Raw genomic sequence first — 23170 nt, 5'->3', positions numbered from 1 at the left:
GGTTACCTGGAAGTAACCCCAACTGCTTGGATAAGCGACGCTGGTTCACGTCCCCACCCCCACAGGGAGATTCAGTGTCGCACTCAGCGCTGCGCATACCCCGGATCGCCGCCCTCGCCACGGCACTCGCCGCGGTCACGGTGACGGCCGCGGCCCCCTCCGCGTCGGCCGCCGCCACGCCCCGTCTGAAGGTGCTCAGCTACAACGTCTTCCTCATGAGCAAGAACCTCTATCCCAACTGGGGCCAGGACCACCGCGCCCAGGCGATCACGGACGCGGACTTCTTCCAGGGCCAGGACGTCGTAGTGCTCCAGGAAGCGTTCGACAACTCCTCCTCCGAGACGCTGAAGTCCCGGGCCGCGGCGCAGTATCCGCACCAGACCCCGGTGATGGGCCGGAGCCGCAGCGGCTGGGACGCCACCGGCGGTGCCTACTCCGCCACGACCCCGGAGGACGGCGGGGTCACGCTGCTGAGCAAGTGGCCGATCCTGCGCAAGGAGCAGTACGTCTACAAGGACGCCTGCGGTGCGGACTACCTCTCCAACAAGGGCTTCGTCTATGCGGTGTTGGACGTCAACGGCACCAAGGTGCATGTGGTCGGCACCCACACCCAGTCCACCGACCCGGGCTGCAAGGCGGGCGAGGCGGCCGGCGACCGCGCCAAGCAGCTCAAGGAGGTGGACGCGTTCCTGGATGCCAAGAACATCCCGGCGGACGAAGAGGTCATCGTTGCGGGCGATCTGAACGTCGACTCCCACAGCGCCGAGTACGACGCGCTGCTCAGCAACGCCGACCTGGCGCCCGCCGACAGCCGCACCGGCCACCCGTACTCCTTCGACACCCAGGACAACTCCATCGCGAAGTACCGCTACCCGGACGACCCCCGCGAGGACCTGGACTACGTCCTGTACCGCAACGGCCACGCCCGTCCCGCCGGATGGCAGAACACCGTGGTCAAGGAGGAGTCGGCGCCCTGGACGGTCTCCAGCTGGGGCAAGGACTACACGTACACCAATCTCTCCGATCACTATCCGCTGATCGGCGGCTGAGCGGCGGCCGTTCGCCGTCCGGCAGCGCGTCGAGTGCCTTCTGCGGCTCGGCGCGCTGTCCGGTGCAGGTGCCCCGGCGGGGGCCCGCCGACGAGGGCCCGCCAGGCTCCGCGCCGATGCGTGCGGGTCAGCGCTTGAGATAGGCCAGGACGGCCAGCACCCTGCGGTTGTCGTCCGCCGACGGGCTGATCCGGAGCTTGGTGAAGATGCTCGCGGTGTGCTTGGCGACAGCGCTCTCGCTGATGTGCAGGCCGGCGGCGATGGCGGCGTTGGACCTGCCCTCGGCCATCAGCTCCAGGACGTCCCGTTCTCGCTGCGTCAGGCCGCCGATCGTGCCGCGGGCGTCGCTGCGCAGCAGCAGTCTGGAGATGACCTGAGGGTCCATCACGGTGCCGCCGGCAGCCACGCGGCGGACCGCGTCGATGAACTGCCCGGTGTGGGTCACCCGGTCCTTGAGCAGATATCCGACGGCTCCCTCGCCCCCGGCCAGCAGCTCGTTCGCGTACAGTTGCTCGACGTACTGGGAGAGGATGAGGACGGGCAGTCCGGGCCGCCGACGACGGGCTTCGAGTGCGGCCTGAAGGCCCTCGTCGGTGAAGGTCGGCGGCAGCCGCACATCGACCACGGCGACATCCGGTGCCGCGTCCCCGTCGTCGAGCAGCGCGCGCAGCAGAGACGGGCCGTTGTCCACCGCGACGACCTCGCAGCCGTGTTCCTGGAGGGTGCGTATCAGCCCGTCCCTCAGGAGGAAGAGGTCTTCGGCGAGGACAACGCGCATGGAATCTCCATCGTCACGGTGGTCGGCCCGCCCTGCGGACTGTGCAGGTCGAGGGTGCCATCGAAGGTATCCAATCGCTGTCGCACGCCGGCCAGGCCGGTGCCCCGTGCGGGGTCGGCGCCGCCGTGACCGTCGTCGGTGACGGTGGCGCGCAGCAGGCCGTTCCCGTAGGTCAGGGCGATGCCGACCGTGCGGGCCCCGGAGTGCTTCGCCGCGTTCGCCAGCGCCTCGCTCACCGCGAAGTAGGCGGCGGACTCGACCGGCGCCGGGAGCCGGTCCGACAGCCGGGTCTCGACATGGACATCGAGGAAGCTGTCGAGCGCCAGCGACCGGACGGCGTCGCCCAGGCCCCGGTCGGCCAGGACCGGCGGGTGGATGCCGTGCACCAGGTCGCGCAGGTCCTGCAAGGCCCCCTCGGACGTGCGACGGACGTCCAGCAGGAGCTCGCGCGCCGCCGCCGGGTCCGTCTCCAGCAGCCGGGTGGCGCGGTCCAGCGTCATGCCCAGGGCGACCAGCCGGGCCTGCGCTCCGTCGTGCAAGTCCCGTTCTATGCGCCGTAGTTCGGCGGCCTGCGCGTCCAGGGCCCGGCTACGGGTGTCGGTGAGCCGCTCGACCCGCCGGGCGAGCTGGACGCGGCGCGGCGCGGAGAGCAGCGGCCGGCTCACCCGGGTGTGCAGCCGGAGCGTGGCGGGCGCGACCAGCAGTCCCACGGCCAGGAAGACCAGGCCCAGCACCAGCGCGGCACACATGGTTGCGGTGCTGTGCACGGGCACGAACGCGTACCAGTTGCCGTCGTCGATGAGCCGCCAGATGAACGGCTGCACCAGCGCGCCGAACGCCCCGTACTCGACCAGGGCGAGGGGAACGGCGACGAGGAGCCCGCCGGACACCGGCTCCAGCCAGGCCCACACCAGGTCGCGCCAGAACCCCTCGTCGGCGATGATCGCGCCCGACCTCTTGCGGGCGTTGCGGGCACGGTCCATGGGCAGCGGTTCCGGTGGACCGATATGGACGCCCGTCCACCGGTCGGCGCGTGCCCGGGAACGATCGGACAGTACGCGCAGGGTCCGCGCGGCGGGCGGCAGCAGCAAGAAGCCCACGCCCACCGGCACCAGCAGCAGGGCGAGGACCACCAGCGAGCCCACCGCCGACGCCGCCAGGGCATGCAGGCTCGCCAGCTGGCACCGGCCGAGGGCGACACCGGCGCGGGAGGCGACCGCACGTGGCTTATCGAACATCGTCCATGATCGGAGGGATCCTAGCCGGTGCCGGCCCGGCCGTCCGCGGCCTGCCCACGCTCCTCCGCGGCCGCGCCCACGTCCACGTCCACAGTCCGGCCGCCGCCAGGCACGAGGCGCCGAACAACACCATGGGGAGCACCGCGCCGGACTCCTCGTCCATGAGCAGCAGCATGCCGAGGTTGATCAGTGCGTGAAAGCCCGCCGCGAGCGGCAGTCTGGCGGCCCGCACCCCTTCAAGGGCCCACCCCATCACGACCGACATGGACACCGCCGCCAGCATGAACGCCCCTGCGTACAGGGGGTGTTGAGCGAAAACCTGAACATGCCAGCCGCCCCACGCCACACCCACCGCGACCGATGCCGCAAGCGGGCCGCAGCGGGTGCGCAGCAGCGGCTGGAGAAAGCAGCGCCATCCGATCTCCTCGCCGCATGCGCCGATCAGCTGCGCCACGGCGATCAACAGGAACGGTGCACCCGGCCGCGTGAAGCGCGCATCCCCGCCGAGCGCCGCGTAGGCACCGGCACTCAGCGCGATGATCAGCGGCGCCGTGACGAGCAGCAGCACCCCCTGACCGCCGCGACCCGGCCCGGATCCGGCGAGCACCTCCCGCACCCGCCCCGGCCACAGCACCGCCACAAGCCCCACCCCGAGCGCGGGCCCGAACTGCGTCAGCTGAAGGACCTCACCGGGTATCCCGGTCACGGGCTGAAGCGCACCCAGCGCCCCGGCCGCCAGAAACGCAATGGCGAGGAACAAGACCATCGCCCTGATATCGACAGGTCTGCTCGGCATGGCATCTGTGCTGTGCATGGCATCTTCGCTTGGCATGGCATCTGTGCTTTGCATGCCAATGACGATGCCGTCCAACGGGCCCGCCGCCATTGCGTCTGGATGCCGGGCGGGGGTGTACCCAGATACACCCCTGGCCTGTTTCGGCGGTGGCCATCCGCTCACCATCCACTGACCAGCGGCTGAGCGCCGGAAGCGCCAAGGCGAAAGGGCGGTCGCGGAAGCCTTCCGGCCTCCGCGACCGCCCTTGATGACGCAGGCGTCCGCTGGTGCGTGACTACTTCGACAGCTCGCGCTCCGCGGCGATCCGGCTGACCCGGCCGCGTACCGCGAACCAGCCGCCGACCAGCGCGATGGCGAGGACCGGGATCAGCATCACGGTCTGCCGGCCGACACCGTCGTCGAACCACATCAGGACGATGACGCCGAGCAGGAAGGCGATGGTGGCGATGTCGGTGACCGGCGTGCCGGGGAGCCGGAAGCGCGGCCGCTCGACCAGGCCCTCCTTCGACCGGCGCACGAACACCATGTGGCAGATCATGATCGTGCACCAGGTGCTGATGATGCCCAGCGCCGCGATGTTCAGCACGATCTCGAACGCCTCGCCCGGCATGACGTAGTTGAGGCCGACACCCAGCACACACACCGAGGAGGTGAGCATGATGCCGCCGTACGGCACCTGGTTGCGGTTCATCAGGCCGGCGAACTTGGGCGCCGAGCCCGCCATCGACATGGAGCGCAGGATGCGGCCGGTCGAGTAGAGCCCGGAGTTCAGGCTGGACATCGCCGCGGTCAGCACCACGAGGTTCATCACATCGCCCGCCGCCGGCACACCGACGTTGGACAGCACCGTCACGAAGGGGCTCTCGCCGCCGACGTACTTGTTCCACGGCAGCAGCATCGCGAGCAGGATCACCGAGCCGACGTAGAAGACGCCCACTCGCCACATGATGGAGTTGACGGCCTTCGGCACGACCTTCTCCGGCTGGTCGGTCTCACCGGCGGTCACACCGACGAGCTCGACGGCGGAGTAGGCGAAGACCACGCCCTGGAGCACGATCACCACGGGCAGCAGACCGGTCGGGAAGAGCCCGCCGTGGTCGGTGAGCAGGTCCAGCCCTGGTGTGTGGCCGCCGACCGGGTGCTGGGTGGCCAGCAGGAAGATGCCGATGAACATGAAGACGACCAGCGCCGCGACCTTGATGATCGCGAACCAGAACTCCAGCTCACCGAAGATCTTCACCGAGATCAGGTTCACGGTCAGCACGACCGCCAGCGCGATGAGCGCCATGACCCACTGCGGGATGTCGGTGAACAGGCTCCAGTAGTGGGTATAGAGCGCGATCGCGGTGATGTCGGCGATACCGGTCGTCGACCAGTTGACGACGTACATCCAGCCGGCGACGTAGGCGCCCTTCTCCCCGAGGAACTCACGGGCGTACGAGACGAAGGAACCGGACGACGGGCGGTGCAGCACCAGCTCGCCAAGGGCCCGGACGACGAAGAAGGCGAAGAGGCCGCAGACCGCGTAGGCGATGGCCAGCGCCGGGCCGGCGGAGTGCAGTCGACCACCGGCGCCCAGAAAAAGGCCGGTACCGATCGCCCCACCGATGGCGATCATGTTGACATGCCGGCCCTTGAGGCCCTTGCTATAGCCCGCGTCGCCCGCATCCTGCTGCGCGCCGCTCCCCCCGTCAGGTGACCTGTGGGCTGTCTCGGTGACGGTTTCTGTGCTCACTGCTGGTGTATCTCACTTTCGGGCAGGCGCTGAAGCCATTGGCCTAGAAGTCCCGCAGATCGCGTGGACGGCCGACGGCACACCTTCCCTGAAGAGCCCTTTTCCGTCTGTGGGCAAGATCACAGCGTGTATAGGCCATGTAAGATTTGTCCATATTTGAAGTGAATTTCCCGGCGCATCAATTTCCAGAGGGGCGTCAGTTCACCCGATTCCGGACTCCGCTCCCCGTCCGGAAAGGAGGATTTCTTGACCTGTTCGGATCGCTTGAGACGTGCATTTTGCCTTCGTGACAACTCACTCCGCCTCGGCCCGTCCGCTGGCTGCCCGCCGTACCGGTCCGCTCCGGCCGGGTACGGCCCGGTCCGCGCGGAAGGTTTCACAAGAGTGGTGAGACAGCAATACTGTTGAACATGATGGAGCCCGCCACCGACCTGACGGTCGACGAACTGGCCGCCCGCGCCGGCGTCACGGTCCGTACGATCCGCTTCTACAGCACGCGCGGCCTGCTGCCCCCGCCGGAGATCGGCCCCCGCCGGGTCGGCCGCTACGGTCCGGACCATCTCTCGCGGCTCGCCCTCATCGAGGAGCTCCAGCACCAGGGCCTGACGCTGTCCGCGATCGAACGCTATCTGGAGCAGCTGCCGCCCGATCTGAGCGCCCAGGATCTGGCCATCCACCGGGCGCTGGTGGCGAGTTGGATTCCGGACAAGGCCGAGGACGCCACCCGGGAGCAGTTGGAGCGGCGGGTCGGCCGGGCGCTGACCGAGGAGGATCTGGACCGGCTGGCGGCCATGAGTGTGCTCGTACGGACCGAAGATCCCCGGGTCTTCCGCGTCGACCCGGGGCTGCTGCACCTGGGCACCCGGCTGCTGGATGTCCCGATCTCCCTGGAGACCATCCTCACGGCGCGCAGCGTGGTCATCGAGCACACCCGCTCGGCGGCCCGGGAGCTCAGCCGGCTCTTCAAGGACGAGGTGTGGGAGCCGAACCGGGGCGGCGGACCGGACGAGGACGAGATGGCGCGGATGAAGTCGCTCTCGGCCCATATGCAGCCGATGGTGGTGCAGGCACTGGTGACCGCGTTCCAGCGGTCGATGAAGCAGGAACTGCGGGAGTCATTCGGTAGGGAGGGTGAACGGGGCCAGGGGGACCACACCTCCGAGGGGTGAGGGGACGGGCCACCGGGGCCCGCCCCCTGACCGGTCAGTCGCTGAACTTCTCGCCCTTCTCGGCCTTCTCCACCAGCAGCGCGGACGGCGCGAACCGGTCTCCATAGGCTTCCTGAAGCTCACGGGCGCGGGTCACGAAGCCGGGCAGACCGACGAGCTCCTCCCGCCCCGGGCCGCCCTGGTAGCCGTTGATGTACTGGATCACGCCGCCGGTCCAGCCCGGGAAGCCGATGCCGAGGATAGAGCCGATGTTGGCGTCCGCGACGGAGGTGAGCACGCCCTCCTCGAAGCAGCGGACGGTGTCCAGTGCCTCGGAGAAGAGCATCCGCTCCTGCATGTCGAGGAACGGAACGGTGGCGTCCTTCTTGGTGAAGTGCTCGCGCAGTCCCGGCCACAGACCGGTGCGCTTGCCGTCCTCGCCGTACTCGTAGAAGCCCCCGCCACCACTGCGGCCGGGCCGGCCGAACTCGTCGACCATCCGGTCGATCACCGCGTCGGCCGGGTGCGGCTGCCAGCTGCCGCCGGACTCCACAACCGCCCGCTTGGTCTCCTCGCGGATCTTGCGCGGCAGAGTGAGGGTCAGCTCGTCCATCAGGGACAGCACCTTGGCCGGGTAGCCGGCCTGGGCGGCGGCCTGCTCGACGGAGACCGGGTCGAGGCCCTCGCCGATCATCGCCACGCCTTCGTTGATGAAGTGGCCGATGACGCGGGAGGTGAAGAAGCCGCGCGAGTCATTGACGACGATCGGGGTCTTCTTGATCTGGCGGACCAGGTCGAAGGCGCGGGCCAGCGCCTCGTCGCCGGTCCGCTCGCCCTTGATGATCTCCACCAGCGGCATCTTGTCGACCGGCGAGAAGAAGTGCAGCCCGATGAAGTCCTGGTCGCGCTCGACGCCCTCGGACAGCAGCGTGATCGGCAGCGTGGAGGTGTTGGAGCACAGCAGCGCGTCGGGCGCGACGATGTGCTGGATCTCCTTGAAGACCTTGTGCTTGAGACCCACGTCCTCGAAGACCGCCTCGATGACGGCGTCGCAGCCCGCCAGGTCGGCCGGCTCGGCGGTGGGCGTGATACGGGCCAGCAGCTCGTCGCGCTTCGCCTCGGTCGTACGGCCCCGGGAGAGCGCCTTGGCGAGCAGCCCCTCCGCATACGCCTTGCCCTTCTGCGCCGCCTCCAGGGAGACGTCCTTGAGGACGACCTGCATCCCGGCCCTGGCGCAGGAGTAGGCGATGCCCGCGCCCATCATGCCGGCGCCGAGCACCGCGACCTTCTCGACCTTGCGGGGCTCGATGTCCTTGGGCCGGTTGGCGCCGGAGTTGACGGCCTGGAGATCGAAGAAGAACGCCTGGATCATGTTCTTGGAGATCTGGCCGGTCACCAGCTCGACGAAGTAGCGCGCCTCGATGGTCTGCGCGGTCTCGAAGTCGACCTGGGAGCCCTCGACGGCCGCGGCGAGGATGTTGCGGGGGGCCGGGTAGGGCGCGCCGTTGAGCTGCTTCTTGAGGCTGGCGGGGAACGCCGGAAGGTTGGCCGCGAACTTCGGCTGGGCCGGGGTGCCGCCGGGGATGCGGTAGCCCTTGACGTCCCAGGGCTGCTGGGACTCGGGGTGCTCCTCGATGAAGGTACGGGCCTTGGCCAGCAGCTCCTCGGGGGTGGCCGCGACCTCGTGGATCAGCCCGGCCTCCTGGGCGCGGGTGGCGTTGTACTGGGTGCCCTGAAGCAGCACCTTCAGCAGCGCGTCGGCGATACCGAGCAGCCGGACCGTACGGGTGACGCCGCCGGCAGCGGGCAGCAGGCCGAGGGTGACCTCGGGCAGGCCGATCTTGGTGCCGGGGGTGTCGAGGGCGATGCGGTGGTGGCAGGCCAGCGCGATCTCGTAACCGCCGCCCAGCGCCGCGCCGTTGATCGCAGCGACGACGGGCTTGCCGAGGGTCTCGATACGGCGCAGATCGCGCTTGATGCCGTTGCCCGACTCGAAGGCCTGCTCGGCCTTCTCGGGGGTGACGGCGATCAGGTCACGCAGGTCGCCGCCGGCGAAGAAGGTCTTCTTGGCGGAGGTGAAGATGATGCCGCGGACGCTGTCCTTCTCGGCCTCCAGGCGGTCGGCGACCGCGGTCAGGGAGGCCTTGAAGGCGTTGTTCATGGTGTTGGCGGACTGGTCGGGGTCGTCCAGGACCAGGGTGACGATGCCGGTCTCGTCCTGCTCCCAGCGGATGGTCGACGACGCAGGGGACTCGCTCACTGTGGCTTCTCCGTAAGGGGGATGGGACGGGCGGTCAGAGGCGCTCGATGACGGTGGCGATGCCCATACCGCCGCCGACGCAGAGGGTGGCCAGGCCGTAGCGCTTGTCCTGCCGCTCCAGCTCGTCGATCAGGGTGCCGAGGATCATCGCGCCGGTGGCGCCGAGGGGGTGGCCCAGCGCGATGGCGCCGCCGTTGACATTGACCTTGTCCAGGCTCAGGCCCATGTCCTTGACGAAGCGCAGTACGACGGCCGCGAAGGCTTCGTTGATCTCGACGAGGTCGATGTCGTCGATGGTCAGCCCGGCCTTGGCCAGGGCCTTACGGCTGGCGGGCGCGGGGCCGGTGAGCATGATCGTGGGCTCGGAGCCGGAGACCGCGGCGGAGATGATGCGGGCCCGCGGGGTCAGCCCGTAGCGTTCACCGACCTCCTTGGAGCCGATGGCGACGAGCGCCGCGCCGTCCACGATGCCGGAGGAGTTACCGGCGTGGTGGACATGGTCGATCTTCTCGACCCAGTGGTACTTCTGGAGGGCGACCGCGTCAAAGCCGCCCGCGTCGCCGATGGTGGCGAAGGACGGCTTGAGGCCGGCCAGGGAGTCGGCGGTGGTGCCGGGGCGCATGTGCTCGTCGTGGTCCAGGACGACGAGGCCGTTGCGGTCGCGGACCGGCACGACGGAGCGGTCGAAGCGGCCGTCCTTCCATGCCTCGGCGGCGCGCTCCTGGGAGAGCGCGGCGAATTCGTCGACATCGCGCCGCGAGTAGCCCTCAAGAGTGGCGATCAGGTCGGCGCCGATGCCCTGGGGGACGAAATTGGTGTCGAAGTTGGTCATCGGGTCGGCGAACCAGGCGCCGCCGTCCGAGGCCATCGGGACCCGCGACATGGATTCGACGCCGCCCGCCAGGACCAGGTCCTCCCAGCCCGAACGCACCTTGGCGGCGGCCATGTTGACGGCCTCCAGGCCCGAGGCACAGAAGCGGTTCTCCTGTACGCCGGCGACGGTGTCGGGCAGCCCGGCGGCGATCGCCGCGATCCGGGCGATGTCGGAGCCCTGGTCGCCGACCGGTCCGACGACGCCGAGCACGATGTCGTCGACGGCGGCCGGGTCGAGGCCGGGGAATCGGCGGCGCACCTCGTGGATCAGGCCGACGACCAGGTCGATCGGCTTGGTGCCGTGCAGTGCGCCATTGGCCTTGCCGCGGCCGCGCGGGGTGCGGATCGCGTCGTATACGTACGCTTCGGTACTCAAGTCAACAAGCCTTTCGCAGGAGGGTGGAGGCAGGAGCAGCGGGTGAGGACCGGGGGCGGTCCGGGGTCAGTCGAGCAGGGAGCGTCCGATGATCTCCTTCATGATCTCGGTGGTCCCTCCGTAGATCGTCTGGATACGGCCATCGGTAAAGGCCCTGGCCACGCGGTATTCCGCCATATAGCCGTAGCCGCCGTGGAGTTGCAGACAGCGGTCGGCGACCCGCTTGTGCAGCTCGGTGGCCCACCACTTGGCCATCGAGGCGTGCACCGCGTCCAGTGCGCCGGCGGAGTGGTCGGCGATACAGCGGTCGAGGAAGGCGCGGGTGACGGCGCACTCGGTGGCCATCTCGGCTATCTCGAAGCGGATGTGCTGAAGCTTGGCCAGCGGCCGTCCGAACGCCTCGCGCTCCTTGACGTACTGGCTGGTGATCTCCAGCAGGTGTTCGGCACCGGCGATACCGGCGACCGCGATGCCCATCCGCTCCTGGGCGAGGTGGGTCATGAGATGGACGAAGGCGCCGTTCAGCTCGCCGAGCAGATTCTCCTTGGGGACGCGGACGTCGTGGAAGAACAGCTCGGCGGTGTCCTGGGACTTCTGGCCGATCTTGTCGAGGTTGCGGCCCCGCTCGAAGCCCGCCGTACCGCGCTCGACGACCAGCAGGCTCAGACCGTGCGCCCCGCCCTCCGGCGTCGTCCTGGCCACGACGATGACCAGGTCGGCGAGGATGCCGTTGGAGATGAAGGTCTTGGAACCGTTGAGGATCCAGTGGTCGCCGGCGTCCTCGGCATGGGTGCGGATGCCCTGGAGGTCGGAGCCCGCGCCGGGCTCGGTCATGGCGATGGCGGTGATGATCTCTCCGCTACAGAAGCCGGGCAGCCAGCGGCGCTTCTGCTCCTCGGTGCCGAGGCTCGTCAGATACGGGCCGATGATGTCGTTGTGCAGCCCCACGGCGAGCCCGGCGGCACCGGCCCGGGTGAACTCCTCGGCCAGCACCGCGCTGTAACGGAAGTCCTGCTGCCCGCCCCCGCCGTACTCCTCCGGTACCGCCAGCCCCAGCAGTCCCTGTTTTCCGGCCGCCCGCCAGGCGTCCCGGCTGACGATGCCGTCCTTCTCCCACTGCTCGTAATAGGGCGTCACTTCCTTGGCGAGGAAGGTCCGCACCATCTCGCGGAAGGCCTCGTGGTCCTCGGTGAAGATCTGGCGCTTCATCTGCGCGGTCATCTCTGCGGGCCCTCCCATGAGCCAGTTCTTGGCGGTCTCGGTGAACTCTGCGGGCTGCGGCCCCACGGGACGGGCAGGGAGCCTTGCCCCGCCCGCCGCCCGGAAATCCCTGGTCCGGTCGCGGACGCACCTTCTGCTCCGTACACGCCCTCGACCCCGCACCCGGCCGCGCGGGGCTCCGCTCGCGGAACGCGGCCCGGCCGATCGCTACGGGCCCGCACGGCATCGAGGCCGGCCGCTTCCCTGGCGGCGGCCTCGTCGGCGACCCGGCGCGGGCCGGCCGCGTACCGGAGCGTGCGGGCGGGAGCCATCAGCCGGCGGTGTCCTTCTGGGCGGTGCGGCTCGGGCCGGCGGACGGGGCGGGGGCGGCCGGCGACGGGGCGAGGAGGCCGGGGGCCTGCCAGTCACGGGCGATCTCTTCGGTGTCCGCGCCGGGCCGCGCGGGTGGTCTGCGTACCGCGCCGGGGGTGTGCGAGAAGCGCGGCGCGGGCGCGGGCTGGGTCATCCCACTGTGCTCGACGAAGGTGCCGCGGGCGGCCAGATGCGGATGCCGCGGCGCCTCGCGCAGGGACAGCACAGGCGCGACACAGGCATCGGACTCCTCGAAGACGGCCGTCCACTCCTCGCGGGTACGGGTCTTGAAGCGGGCGGCGATGGCGCTGCGCAGCTCGCCCCATGCGGCGAGGTCGTCGCGGCCGGGTGCCTCCTCCCCGAGGCCCAGCAGGCGGATGAATTCGCCGTAGAACCGCTTCTCCAGCGCGCCGACCGCCATATAGCCGCCGTCGGCGGTCTCGTAGGTCCCGTAGAACGGCGTCCCGCCGTCGAGCAGATTGGCGCCGCGCCGGTCCTGCCAGCCGCCGGCCGCCAGCATGCCGTGGATCATCGCCGTCAGGTGTGCCGTGCCGTCGACGATGGCGGCGTCCACGACCTGGCCCTTTCCACCGTCGGCGCGGGCGTGCTGGAGGGCGGCGAGGACGCCGATGACGAGGTAGAGGGAGCCGCCGGCGTAGTCACCGAGGAGGTTGGCGGGGATGGCGGGCGGGCCGTCGGGCGGGCCGATCATGCCGAGCGCGCCCGTGATGGCGATATAGCCGATGTCGTGTCCGGCGGTGTCGGCGAGCGGGCCCTGCTGCCCCCAGCCGGTCATCCGCCCGTAGACCAGCCGGGGGTTGCGTGCGAGGCACTCCTCGGGACCCACCCCCAGCCGCTCGGCCACACCGGGGCGGTACCCCTCCACCAGCACATCGGCGCGCTCGACCAGCTCAAGCACCTGCGCCACACCGTCGGGGCTCTTCAGATCCACCAATACGGAGCGCTTGTTGCGGTTGGTGACGTCGTAGGCCGGATCGATGCCAAGGCCCGCGCCTCCGGGCCGGTCCACCCGGACGACATCGGCGCCGAGGTCGGCCAGGAGCATCGCCGCGAAGGGGCCGGGACCGATGCCCGCGAGTTCGACCACCCGCACCCCGCTCAGTGGGCCGTTGCCTGGCTCTGCCATCGCGCCCCATGCCTTTCCGCACTGTGACACTTCTGATGTAACACTCGTGATGTTAAGAACGTGTTCCACTTTCCACAAGTCCCCCTTGCCAAGTGGCGACCACGGAAAAGGCCCGCGCCGACGAGGCTCCATCGCCATCGCCGTCACGGGCCGTTGCGCGCCTGCCGCCGCTGCGCCGCTATACCCCGTCGAGCTCGGCGATGAGCTTCTTGGGGGCTATGACGCGGTAGGACTCCTCCGCCCAGTCGCAGAGCAGCTCGGCGGGCGGAGCATCCGGCTCCTCCAGGGGGACCTGCACCCATCCGGACTTGCCCAGGCCGTAGCCCGCGGGCTTGGCGCCGGGAGAGGTCAGCGCATGGGCATGGGCCTCCGGGTCCGTGAGTTTCAGCGTGACCCCGAGCGGATGGCTGCCGTCGCCGACGCCGAGGAAGACAAAGACCTTCTTGTTGACCTTGATGACGCTCTCGCCCCAGGGAAACTCCTCCACCGCCCCGGGAAGCCCCAGCGCGAACGCACGCACCCGCTCCCGCACCGCCGCCGGCCCGACCGCCTTCGCCATCCGCTCCTCCATGTCCGTTCCCCCCACGGCACCGCCTGCGCTGCCGCTGAGCCGCACTCGCGTCCCGCGCGGGCCGACCCACGCATTCCACGCTAACGGCGACCACTGACAACGGCCCGCGGAGCGCCGGAGGGCGGGTTGGCCGAGGGGCATCTGACGCCGTGTCCGGCGCGCAACTGGTTCTGGCGAGCGGCGACTCGCTGCCGCTTCCACCGTCGTGAGGGTTACGCCGTGTCACCGCGCCGACGGCTGCGCCGGGGCCCCCGCTCCCCCGGCCGCCGGCACCAGATGATCGTCGGGCGCCTGACGGTCCACCAGCCGCCCCAGTCGCTGGGGGACATTGCCGCCCACCAAAAGGATGACGACGAGCGTCAGCCCGAAGGTGAGCACGGCGAGGGCCCGCCCCAGGGGCATGCCTTCGGCCAGATGGGCGCCGAGGACGGGCGCCGCTGCCCCGCCCAGCGCCCCGACGTTGTAAACGAAGCCCACGGACGCGGCCCGGGTGGCGGTCGGGAAGTGGCCGGCGAGGTACTTCGGCAGGATGCCGGAGATGCCCTGGCTGAGCGCGAGCAGCACGAAGACCAGTACGCCGAGCGCCGGCAGGCTGTCCCGCACCGCGAAGACCGGGAAGACGAAGACGAGCGAGGCGAGCAGCGTGTACGCGTAGGCCCGCCGGGTACCGAGCCGGTCGCCGACGAAGCCCGCCAGCCAGCAGCCCGCCATGGTGCCGAAGCCCGCGTAGAACATCACGTCGGTGACCTGCCCGGGGGAGTATCCGAGGCCGGTCTTGAGGTAGGTGGGCAGCAGGGCCTGGATCGGCCAGCTGTAGAGGAACGCGCAGAACACCGTCGCCATCAGGGACACGTACAACAGCCATCCGCGGCGGCCGCCGAGCTGGACGGCGAAGGCGGTCAGGCACAGCGCCGCGGTGGCGGACAGCCAGGGGACATGGCCCGTGCCGAGGGGCGTGAAGACACAGAACAGCGCCACCGAGGCGGCCACCGCCAGGACCGCGTTGGCCCCGGAGCGGAGCCGTCCCGTGAACAACGGCCGGAAGGGGTTCGGGCGCCCCGCTGCCGAACGGGTGGCGGCGGCGCCGATCTCCTCCTGCCAGTCCCCGGCTTCCGGCAGCGCCCTGCGCACCCAGAGCGCTACCAGGACGGGCAGCACGCCGATCCAGAACATCCAGCGCCAGCCCCATTGGGGCACCACCCACTTGTAGAGCTCGGCCGCGAGGACCGTACCGCCCGCGTATCCGGAGATCAGGAATCCGGAAGCCCGGTTGCGCCATCGGAGGGGCCAGCTCTCCAGTACATACGTCACGCTTGCGCTGTACTCCCCCGCCATACCGAGGCCGATCACCAGCCGGGCGACGAACAGGCTGGTGTAGTCCCAGGCGAATCCGCAGGCGAAGGTGCCGAGCGAGTAGAGCAGGATGCTGCTGATCATGGCGGCCTTGCGGCCGTAGCGGTCGCCCATCGCACCCAGTACGGCGCCTCCCAGCCATCGGGTGATGAAGGCGCCGGAGATCAGCGAGGCGGCGGTGGCGGTGCTCAGCCGGAAGTCCGCCGCGATTTCGGTCAGCACCAGCGTGATCAGGACGAAGTCGAAACCGTCGAGGAGGTAGCCGATCCAGGCGGCGAACATCGCCTTCCACTGGGGCGGGGTGACCTCCTGCCACCATCGCCGCCCCCGGTCAGGGGTGTTCGCGGGGAGCGTTGTCACAGCAGCCGGGCCTCCCTCCGACAGTCGTGCGAGCCGGACATTGGACGTCCTACGTCATCGGTGCCATCCGTGAATCTGGCCCCGCCGCGGCACCCTGTCAAGGCGTCATGCCAGACTCCGTACCACCCACAGGGCGGTCAAGAGGGCTGCCAGGAGCGGAACTTGACGGGGCGACGCCGACTGCCAGGGTCCGGACTCCAAGGCCGGTGGGCGGTCGAGAGGATGCGCGATGCCACGGCAGGACACCTCCGGACGGGCCTATGACCTCGTCCTCTACGGCGCCACCGGTTTCACCGGCGCCCTCACTGCCGCCTACCTGGCCGCCCACGTCCCCAAGGGCTGCCGCTGGGCACTGGCCGGGCGCAGCACCGCCAAACTGGAGCAGCTGCGCGACCGGTTGGCGAAGTCCGACCCGGCCTGCGCCGACCTGCCACTGCTGCGCGCCGACAGCAGCGATCCCGGCTCGCTGCGCGACCTCGCCGCCGACACCCGGGTGCTGGTGACGACCGTCGGTCCGTATCTGGTCCATGGCGAGCCGCTGGTGGCGGCCTGCGCCGCGGCGGGCACCGACTATGTCGATCTGTGCGGTGAGTCGGAGTTCATCGACCGGATGTACGTGCGGCACGAGGCGACGGCCCGCGCGTCCGGTGCGCGCCTCGTGCACGCGAGCGGTTTCGACTCGGTCCCGTACGACCTGGGGGTCCACTACACCGTGGGGCTCCTCCCCGAAGGTGTCCCCGTACGCATCGATGGCTTCGTACGGACCAACGGGGCGTTCTCCGGCGGCACGCTGAACTCGGCGCTGACCGCCGCCTCACGTCCGGTCGCCATGGCGCGGGCCGCCCGCGAGCGCCAGCAGGTCCAGGCACGACCGGCCGGCCGTACGGTGCGCGCCCCCTTCGGCCCGCCTGTACGGAGCAGCGAAACACGCACCTGGGGTGTGCCGCTGCCGACCCTCGATCCGCAGATCGTCGCCCGCTCGGCCGCCGCGCTGGACCGTTACGGGCCGGACTTCCGCTATCGCCACTACGCCGGGGTGCGGCGGCTGCCGGTCGCCGTCGGCGGGGTCTTGGGGGCGGGAGCACTGGGCGTGCTCGCTCAGGTACCGCCGGCCCGACGCTGGCTGTCGGGGCGTCTGGAGCCGGGTGACGGCCCGAGCCCCGAGCGGCGGGCGCGCAGCTGGTTCAAGGTGCGCTTCGTCGCCTCCGCCGGCCGCACCCGTCTGATCACCGAGGTCTCGGGCGGCGACCCCGGCTACGAGGAGACGGCGAAGATGCTCGCCGAGTCGGCGCTCAGCCTGGCCTTCGACGACCTGCCGGAAACCGCGGGCCAAGTGACGACGGCGGTCGCCATGGGGGACGCTTTGACGGCACGCCTCCAGGAAGCGGGCATCACATTCGGCGTCGTCCAGGAGTAACCCGAGCCGTAACCCGGGCCCGCCGTTACGCGTCGGCGAGCGCCTTCCGGCACAGTGCGTCGGCGGCCCGGGTCGTCTCCGGAAGGCGGTAATCGGCCGCCAGGTGGAGGGTGTGCGCACAGGCCCGGTCGAGGTTGGTGCGGTGCCCCACGGAGACAAAGACCGGCTTGACGCCCTTTTGGGTACGCAGCGCACGTCCCACCTCCTCGGTCCCGTCCAGCAGCGGCGAGGTGGCGCCGCGCTCCGGGCCAGGAGGGGCGTACCGGAAGGTGAAGGGGTTCTTGGCGACGCCGATGGTGGGCAGTCCGGTCAGCACCCCCAGGTGGCTGGCGAGCCCGAAGCGGCGCGGGTGCGCCAGCCCGTAGCCGTCGCAGACCACCAGGTCGGGAGTGCGGGCGAGGCGGCCGAGAGCCGCGAGCACGGTGGGGATCTCACGGAAGGCGAGCAGGCCCGGGACGTACGGGAAGGAAACCTGCCCGACGGCGGTGGCCCGGTCGACGACGGCGCGGGTGCGGGCGTCCAGGGCGACGGCGGCCGCCGCGACAACGTCTCGTTCATCGTCGTAGGCGACATCCACCCCCACCACAGTCCCCTCGAACCCCGGTTCCGGACCCGCCTCATCGAGGCGTACATGGGGCCGCAACCGGTCCTGCACCGCACGCGCCTGGGCTTCGTCGGCCGGCCAGTGCCGCAGTTCGTCGTCGCAGGAGATCATTCCGGGAGTGTCCATGATGCCCGCAACGCTACCGAACCGGTGATCGAGCCCACGACCGGGCGGATCGGCTCAAGGGCTGCGGCTCGGATGTCGCCCGCCGGGAAGAGTCCTACTGCCCGCTCCCCCGACGCCTGCCGTCCTGACACCCCCGGAGGTCCTTGATGCCCGACCCGCTTCACGAGCTCGATGCCACCGACCTCGCTGCCCGGCTGCGCCGCCGCGAGATCTCCGCCCGAGAGGTCGTCCAGGCCCATCTGGACCGCATCGAGCGGGTCAATCCGGCCATCAATGCGATCGTCACCCTCGACCCGGAGGGCGCCATCGCCGCGGCCGCACGGGCCGATGAGCGACTCGTCCGCGGCGCCGCCGTGCCGCCTCTGCACGGACTGCCGATCGCGTTCAAGGACACCCGCCTCACCCGCGGTATGCGCACCACACACGGCTCACCGCTCTTCGCCGATCATGTCCCGGAAGACGACGATCTGCTGGTCGACCGGCTCCAGCAGGCGGGCGCCATCCGCCTCGGCAAGACCAACGTCCCCGAATTCGCCGCCGGTTCGCACACCTTCAACGCCGTCTTCGGCACCACCCGCAATCCGTACGACCTCACCCGCTCGGCGGGCGGCAGCAGTGGAGGCGCCGCCGCGGCGCTGGCGGCCGGGCTACAGCCCCTCGCGGACGGCAGCGACATGGGCGGCTCGCTCCGCAACCCCGCTTCCTTCTGCAATGTCGTCGGGCTCCGGCCGACGCCCGGCCGCGTCCCTTCGCCTCCCGGCAGCGACCTCTGGGACACCCTGTCGGTCCCGGGCCCCATGGGGCGGACCGTCGCCGACACCGCGCTGCTGCTGTCAGCGATGGCCGGCCCGGACCCGCGCTGCCCCCTCAGCCTGGAGACCCCGGGGGCAGCCTTCCGTGTGCCACTCGACCGCGACCTGCGCGGGCTGCGGATCGCCTGGGCACCCGACCTGGGCGGATACGCACCGGCCGACCCGGAAGTGCTCGCCGTTCTGGAGCCCCAGTTGAGGGTCCTGGAGGAGCTGGGCTGCCGTGTCGACACCGCCTGCCCGGACCTCGCCGGCGCCGATGAGACCTTCCGTACGCTGCGGGCGCACAGCTTCGACCTCGTCCTCGGTGGCCTGCTCGACTCCGCCCCGCAGGCCCTCAAACCCAGCATCGTCCGGAACATCGAACACGGCCGCCGGCTGACCATGGCCGACCTCCACACGGCCACCACGACCCACAGCCGCCTCTACCTCAGCACGCTGGAATTCTTCTCCGGGTACGACCTGCTCCTCACCCCGGTCAGCCAAGTCATCCCGTTCGACGCCGAGTTGGAGTATCCGCGCGAGGTGGCGGGCCGCCGCACGGACAGCTATCTGGACTGGATGCGGTCCGCCTACCTCATCTCGGTCCTGGGCGTACCCGCCCTTTCGGTCCCCGCGGGATTCACCCCGGGCGGCCTGCCCGTGGGGCTCCAGCTCATCGGTCCACCGCGCGCCGATCTCGCCGTCCTCCAGGCCGGTCATGCCTACGAAAGCGCAACGCGGCACGGGCGCCGCCGCCCGGACCTGCCGACGGCCTGACCCCGGCACCCACCCCGGTCGGTGGCGGGAGCGGCCGCCCCGAAAGGGCGGGCCCCGCCGGCACCTCCTCTATATTGCAGTGATGTTCGTACTGGAACTGACTTACACCGCGCCCCTCGAACGCGTCGACGCCGTCCTCGAGCAGCATGTGGAATGGCTTCAGAAGGAGTACGCCGCCGGGCATTTCCTCGCCGCCGGCCGCAAGGTCCCACGGGACGGAGGCGTGATTCTCGCGGCCGGGATGGACCGTGCCACCGTCGAGCGGATCGTTTCCGAGGACCCGTTCACTCTCGCCGGGGTGTGTGCGTACCGGATCACGGAGTTCGTGGCGACGACGACCGCGCCACCACTGGAGCGGTACCGGGAGCAGCTGCCCTCCTGAAGCGCGTCGCCGGGGGCACTCGGACCACCGGCGATCCGGCAGTCCGAGCATTGCCCTCACGCCCTGTTGGCGGCACCGCTCCCGACAGCCCCGCCCAGTCGCGCCCAGCCCCGACAGCTACGACGTCGTGGTCGGAGGCACCGCCGAATCACCGAGCGAGCGGGGGCTTGCGGCAGTGGACGCAGCCGGCTCGGGCCAGCGCCCCCCGTTGCGCCAGTAGTCCTGGATCTCCTCCAACTGACGGCCCTTGGTCTCGGGTGCGGTGACGGCGGCGAAGACCAGGGCGGCAAGGGCGAGGACACCGAGGCCCGCGAAGGTCCGGGCCGCGCCCGCCCAGGTCATCAGCGAGGGGAAGAACTGGGCGATCAGTAGATTGGCGACCAGGTCGGCGGTGAGCATCACCGAGGCGCCGGTCGAGCGCAGCTGGGCGGGGAATGCCTCGCTCGCATAGACCCAGATCAGCGAGCCGAAGCCGAAGTTGAAGGCCGCGGTGAACAGCAGGATGGCGGCGAACCCCACCCAGGTCGTCGCGCCCTGGAGCTCGCCCGCGCCGAAGACCACCGTCAGGACGGCGAGCATGACGGCCATCGTGCCGATGCCGGAGAGCAGCACCACCCGGCGGCCGAGCCGGTCGATGATGAGGATGGCGAGCACCGTCGCGGCCAGCGAGGCGAGTTGGACGAATGACGGCAGCAGAAAGTTCTGGCCGTTGCCGGTGAACCCCATCTCCTCGAAGATCTGCGGGCTGTAGTACGTCACGGCGTTGATACCGGTGATCTGGCAGAAGAATCCGAGGCCGACGACGAAGACCCCGGCGCGCGCATAGGGCTTCCGCAGCAGCGAGCGTGCCGAGCCGCCGCTCTCCTCGGCGAGCGCGGCTTCCACGGCCGCGACCTCCGCACGCGGATCGACATCGGGGTCGGTCATGGCCATGACCTCAACGGCTCGTTCCGTCCGCCCCTTGAGGACGTACCAGCGCGGGGTGTCCGGCAGCCGGAGCAGCGGGATCAGGACGAGCGCGGCGGGGACCGCGGAGAGGCCGAGCATCCAGCGCCAGTGCCCGCCGTCGGACAGCCCCCAGTTGACGAAGTACGTGAGCACGATGCCCGCGACCGTGGCCACTTGGTAGGCGGCGACGGAGGCTCCGCGGATGCGTGCCGGGGTCGATTCGGCGACATAGAGCGGGGCGGCGACGATCGAGATCCCGATGGCGACGCCGAGCAGGAAGCGGACGATGTCCAGCACGACGACGTTGGGTGCGCCCGCGGAGAGGGCGACGAAGACGGCGTACGAGCCGGCCACGATCAGCATCGCCGCCTTACGGCCCAGGGCGTCGGCGAGTTTGCCGCCGATCAGCGCGCCGACGATGGAGCCGAACACCAAAATGCTGTTGACCAGGCCCTTTTCTGCCTCGGTGAGATGGAAGTCCTTGCTCAGGAACACCAGGGCGCCGGAGATGCTGCCGGTGTCGTAGCCATAGATGACGCCGACGACCGCGCCGGTGAGCGCGAACAGCCTGCCGGTGCGGTGTGTGGTCTTGGAGGACGGCGGCGGAGGCGTCGCCGAGAGCGTGGCAATGGACATGGGAAGTCCTCTGTGCGGCGGAGCGGGCCTTGCTGCATGCCGATGCACGCATGACTGATCATGCGAGTATTCGGCGCCTTTCACGCAGCTGTCAACACTTCCCTTCACCCCTCCCTGCCATCCACCCACCCCACACCAAGCCCACCTCCGCCCCACCCAAGCGACTCACCCCAGGCCCTCACTCCCGCGCTCCCCCCTGGTGCATCCACTCGTACGAGGGATGGATCGCGATCAGATTTCTGCGTACAGTCGATTGCAACGAAGCGAAAAAGTGCAGCTTCACGCAAGCACTTTTCATTCCATTGCCGCATCACGGGAGGGTGGGCCATGAGCGAGACCTCGTACATGGAGCAGGAGCTGGGCAGCCAGCCGGAGACCTGGCGGCAGGCCGCACGGATCGGAGCAGCGGCGGGGCCCCTGCCGAAAGCCGGCCGGCGGGTGGCCGTCGTCGGCTGCGGCACCTCGTGGTTCATGGCCCAGTCGTATGCGGCGCTCCGCGAGGCGGCCGGACAGGGCGTGACGGATCCGTTCGCCGCCTCCGAGGCCTTCCTCGGCAGCGACCGCGGCTATGACGCGGTGGTGGCGATCACCCGCTCCGGCACCACGACCGAGGTGCTGCGGGTACTCGACGCCGTCAAGGGGCGCATCCCGACGGTGACGATCATCGGTGACCCCGAGACGCCGGCGGTGGCGCTATCCGACGAGACGGTCGCGCTGCCGTTCGCCGACGAGAAGTCGGTGGTGCAGACGCGTTTCGCGACCACGGCGCTGACACTGCTGCGCGCGCACCTCGGCGAGGACATCTCCCGGGCGGTGACCGATGCGGAGGAGGCGCTTGCCGCGCCGGTGGACAAGGAGTGGGTGGAGGCCGAGCAGTTCTCCTTCCTCGGCTCCGGCTGGACGTTCGGTCTGGCCAATGAGGCGGCGCTCAAGATGCGGGAGGCATCGCAGAGTTGGACGGAGTCGTACCCCGCGATGGAGTACCGCCACGGTCCGATCGCGATAGCCGCACCCGGCCGGGTGACCTGGCTCTTCGGGCAGGCGCCGGACGGCCTGGAAGCCGATGTGGCGCGGACGGGTGCGCGCTTCGTACACCATGCGCGTGATCCGCTGGCGGATCTGGTGCTGGTCCAGCGGGTGGCGCTGGAGCGAGCCCGCGCCCGCGGCCTGGACCCGGACAACCCGCGCAGCCTGACCCGTTCGGTGATGCTCGAGACGCCGGCCGCCTCGTAGCCGCCACCTCACCCCCTCAACCAGCCCTGCCCGCAAGGGAGAAGGGAGCCGGCATCCCATGCCACTCGTTCCGACCTCATCGATCGTCGACGCCGCGCGTGAGGCGCGGGTCGGTGCCGCGGCCTTCAACGTCATCCATCTGGAAACCGCTGAGGCGCTCGTCACCGCCGCCGAGCGCACCGGTATCCCACTGATCCTTCAGATCAGCGAGAACTGCATCCGCTACCACGGCAGCCTGCTGCCCATCACCCGCGCCACGCTCGCCCTCGCCGAGGACTCCACGGCCCGGATCGCGGTCCACCTCGACCACATCACCGATGCGGACCTCGTTCGTCAGGGCATCACCGCCGGGGTGGGGTCCGTCATGGTGGACGCCTCCGCTCTTCCCTACGAGGAGAACGTCGCCACCACCGCCGACCTCGCCGCCTGGTGCCACGAACGCGACGCCTACGTCGAGGCCGAGCTCGGCGAGGTCGGCGGCAAGGACGGAGTCCATGCGCCCGGGGTACGCACGGACCCGGACGAGGCCCTGGCCTTTGTCCGCGCGACGGGTGTGGACGCTCTCGCCGTGGCCGTCGGATCCTCACATGCGATGCATGAGCGCACGGCCGTACTGGACAAGGACCTCATCACGGCGCTGCGCACCACTCTGCCGGTGCCGCTGGTCCTGCACGGCTCTTCGGGTGTGCCGGATGAGGAGCTGCGCCGCGCCATTGCCGCCGGAATGACGAAGATCAATATCTCCACACATCTGGTCTCCGTCTTCACCCACTCGATACGGCGGACACTGGGCGCCGATCCCTCGCTCGTCGACTCCCGCAAGTACGTCAAGCCGGCCCGGGAGGCGGTGGCCGAGGAAGCGGCGAGGCTGCTGGGTGTGCTGAGCACTCCGGCGACGGTCCCGGGCCGGTACGCGACCCAGGCACGTGCTCGGGGTTGAGCCCGTGGACTCCATGTCCACCCTTGCCACACCCCGTGACAGGCCGTGACGAGCCGCGAC

General features: G+C 70.1%; 19 protein-coding genes. 7 read left to right on the top strand and 12 right to left on the bottom strand.

What is annotated here, in order from left to right:
• The first annotated feature begins 74 nt into the window (after positions 1 to 74).
• On the top strand, positions 75 to 1049 hold the full coding sequence (gene sph, locus AC3EUV_RS02000; protein ID WP_435601973.1) for a sphingomyelin phosphodiesterase: 975 nt from the start codon (positions 75 to 77) through the stop codon (positions 1047 to 1049).
• A 127-nt stretch (positions 1050 to 1176) separates the two neighbouring features.
• Here sph and AC3EUV_RS01995 read toward each other — a convergent pair whose 3' ends face one another.
• The 4 genes from AC3EUV_RS01995 to AC3EUV_RS01980 form a co-directional block, all read right to left on the bottom strand.
• Entirely contained in the window at positions 1177 to 1827 is a 651-nt protein-coding gene (locus tag AC3EUV_RS01995) for a response regulator transcription factor (RefSeq protein WP_432140603.1), read from the bottom strand.
• Positions 1791 to 3065, bottom strand: coding sequence for a sensor histidine kinase (locus AC3EUV_RS01990; protein ID WP_432140602.1), 1275 nt, complete (start codon positions 3063 to 3065; stop codon positions 1791 to 1793). The genes AC3EUV_RS01995 and AC3EUV_RS01990 overlap by 37 nt, the downstream gene beginning before the upstream one ends.
• Entirely contained in the window at positions 3055 to 3915 is an 861-nt protein-coding gene (locus AC3EUV_RS01985) for a CPBP family intramembrane glutamic endopeptidase (protein WP_488187947.1), read from the bottom strand. The genes AC3EUV_RS01990 and AC3EUV_RS01985 overlap by 11 nt, the downstream gene beginning before the upstream one ends.
• A gap of 220 nt (positions 3916 to 4135) precedes the next feature.
• Entirely contained in the window at positions 4136 to 5596 is a 1461-nt protein-coding gene (locus AC3EUV_RS01980) for an amino acid permease (protein ID WP_432140600.1), read from the bottom strand.
• A gap of 410 nt (positions 5597 to 6006) precedes the next feature.
• On the opposite strand from AC3EUV_RS01980, the gene AC3EUV_RS01975 reads away from it, so the two are divergent.
• Positions 6007 to 6765, top strand: a complete 759-nt coding sequence (locus AC3EUV_RS01975) for a MerR family transcriptional regulator (RefSeq protein ID WP_432140599.1) — start codon at positions 6007 to 6009, stop codon at positions 6763 to 6765.
• Positions 6766 to 6799: 34 nt separating this feature from the next.
• On the opposite strand, the gene AC3EUV_RS01970 is transcribed toward AC3EUV_RS01975, so the two are convergent.
• The 6 genes from AC3EUV_RS01970 to AC3EUV_RS01945 form a co-directional block, all read right to left on the bottom strand.
• On the bottom strand, positions 6800 to 9004 hold the full coding sequence (locus tag AC3EUV_RS01970; RefSeq protein ID WP_432140598.1) for a 3-hydroxyacyl-CoA dehydrogenase NAD-binding domain-containing protein: 2205 nt from the start codon (positions 9002 to 9004) through the stop codon (positions 6800 to 6802).
• A 34-nt stretch (positions 9005 to 9038) separates the two neighbouring features.
• Entirely contained in the window at positions 9039 to 10253 is a 1215-nt protein-coding gene (locus AC3EUV_RS01965) for an acetyl-CoA C-acetyltransferase (RefSeq protein ID WP_435601972.1), read from the bottom strand.
• A gap of 66 nt (positions 10254 to 10319) precedes the next feature.
• Positions 10320 to 11462: an acyl-CoA dehydrogenase family protein gene (locus tag AC3EUV_RS01960; protein ID WP_432140730.1), complete on the bottom strand. Its 1143-nt coding sequence runs from the start codon at positions 11460 to 11462 to the stop codon at positions 10320 to 10322.
• Positions 11463 to 11784: 322 nt separating this feature from the next.
• Positions 11785 to 12972, bottom strand: coding sequence for a CaiB/BaiF CoA transferase family protein (locus tag AC3EUV_RS01955; RefSeq protein WP_435601971.1), 1188 nt, complete (start codon positions 12970 to 12972; stop codon positions 11785 to 11787).
• A 178-nt stretch (positions 12973 to 13150) separates the two neighbouring features.
• On the bottom strand, positions 13151 to 13543 hold the full coding sequence (locus AC3EUV_RS01950) for an MmcQ/YjbR family DNA-binding protein (protein WP_435601970.1): 393 nt from the start codon (positions 13541 to 13543) through the stop codon (positions 13151 to 13153).
• Positions 13544 to 13765: 222 nt separating this feature from the next.
• Positions 13766 to 15178: a sialate:H+ symport family MFS transporter gene (locus tag AC3EUV_RS01945; RefSeq protein WP_435602050.1), complete on the bottom strand. Its 1413-nt coding sequence runs from the start codon at positions 15176 to 15178 to the stop codon at positions 13766 to 13768.
• A gap of 307 nt (positions 15179 to 15485) precedes the next feature.
• On the opposite strand from AC3EUV_RS01945, the gene AC3EUV_RS01940 reads away from it, so the two are divergent.
• Entirely contained in the window at positions 15486 to 16673 is a 1188-nt protein-coding gene (locus AC3EUV_RS01940; RefSeq protein WP_432140593.1) for a saccharopine dehydrogenase family protein, read from the top strand.
• 25 nt (positions 16674 to 16698) lie between these two features.
• Here AC3EUV_RS01940 and AC3EUV_RS01935 read toward each other — a convergent pair whose 3' ends face one another.
• On the bottom strand, positions 16699 to 17403 hold the full coding sequence (locus AC3EUV_RS01935) for an endonuclease V (protein WP_435601969.1): 705 nt from the start codon (positions 17401 to 17403) through the stop codon (positions 16699 to 16701).
• Between the two features lie 146 nt (positions 17404 to 17549).
• On the opposite strand from AC3EUV_RS01935, the gene AC3EUV_RS01930 reads away from it, so the two are divergent.
• Together AC3EUV_RS01930 and AC3EUV_RS01925 are read left to right on the top strand one after the other, a co-directional pair.
• Entirely contained in the window at positions 17550 to 18971 is a 1422-nt protein-coding gene (locus AC3EUV_RS01930) for an amidase (RefSeq protein ID WP_435601966.1), read from the top strand.
• Positions 18972 to 19053: 82 nt separating this feature from the next.
• Positions 19054 to 19353 (top strand): YciI family protein, encoded by a 300-nt coding sequence (locus AC3EUV_RS01925; protein WP_432140590.1) that lies wholly within the window; start codon positions 19054 to 19056, stop codon positions 19351 to 19353.
• Positions 19354 to 19470: 117 nt separating this feature from the next.
• On the opposite strand, the gene AC3EUV_RS01920 is transcribed toward AC3EUV_RS01925, so the two are convergent.
• On the bottom strand, positions 19471 to 20937 hold the full coding sequence (locus AC3EUV_RS01920; protein WP_432140589.1) for a sugar porter family MFS transporter: 1467 nt from the start codon (positions 20935 to 20937) through the stop codon (positions 19471 to 19473).
• Positions 20938 to 21264: 327 nt separating this feature from the next.
• Between AC3EUV_RS01920 and AC3EUV_RS01915 the strand changes: the two genes are divergently transcribed.
• Complete coding sequence (locus AC3EUV_RS01915; protein WP_432140588.1) at positions 21265 to 22170, top strand: SIS domain-containing protein; 906 nt, start codon at positions 21265 to 21267, stop codon at positions 22168 to 22170.
• Between the two features lie 58 nt (positions 22171 to 22228).
• A complete protein-coding gene (locus tag AC3EUV_RS01910; RefSeq protein WP_432140587.1) occupies positions 22229 to 23110 on the top strand; it encodes a class II fructose-bisphosphate aldolase in 882 nt (293 codons plus the stop codon).
• Positions 23111 to 23170: the final 60 nt, after the last annotated feature.

This window comes from Streptomyces sp. bgisy130, from assembly GCF_057708345.1.
Note: the sequence above shows the minus strand (reverse complement) of the source record. Positions and strands in the feature narration are given on the sequence as shown.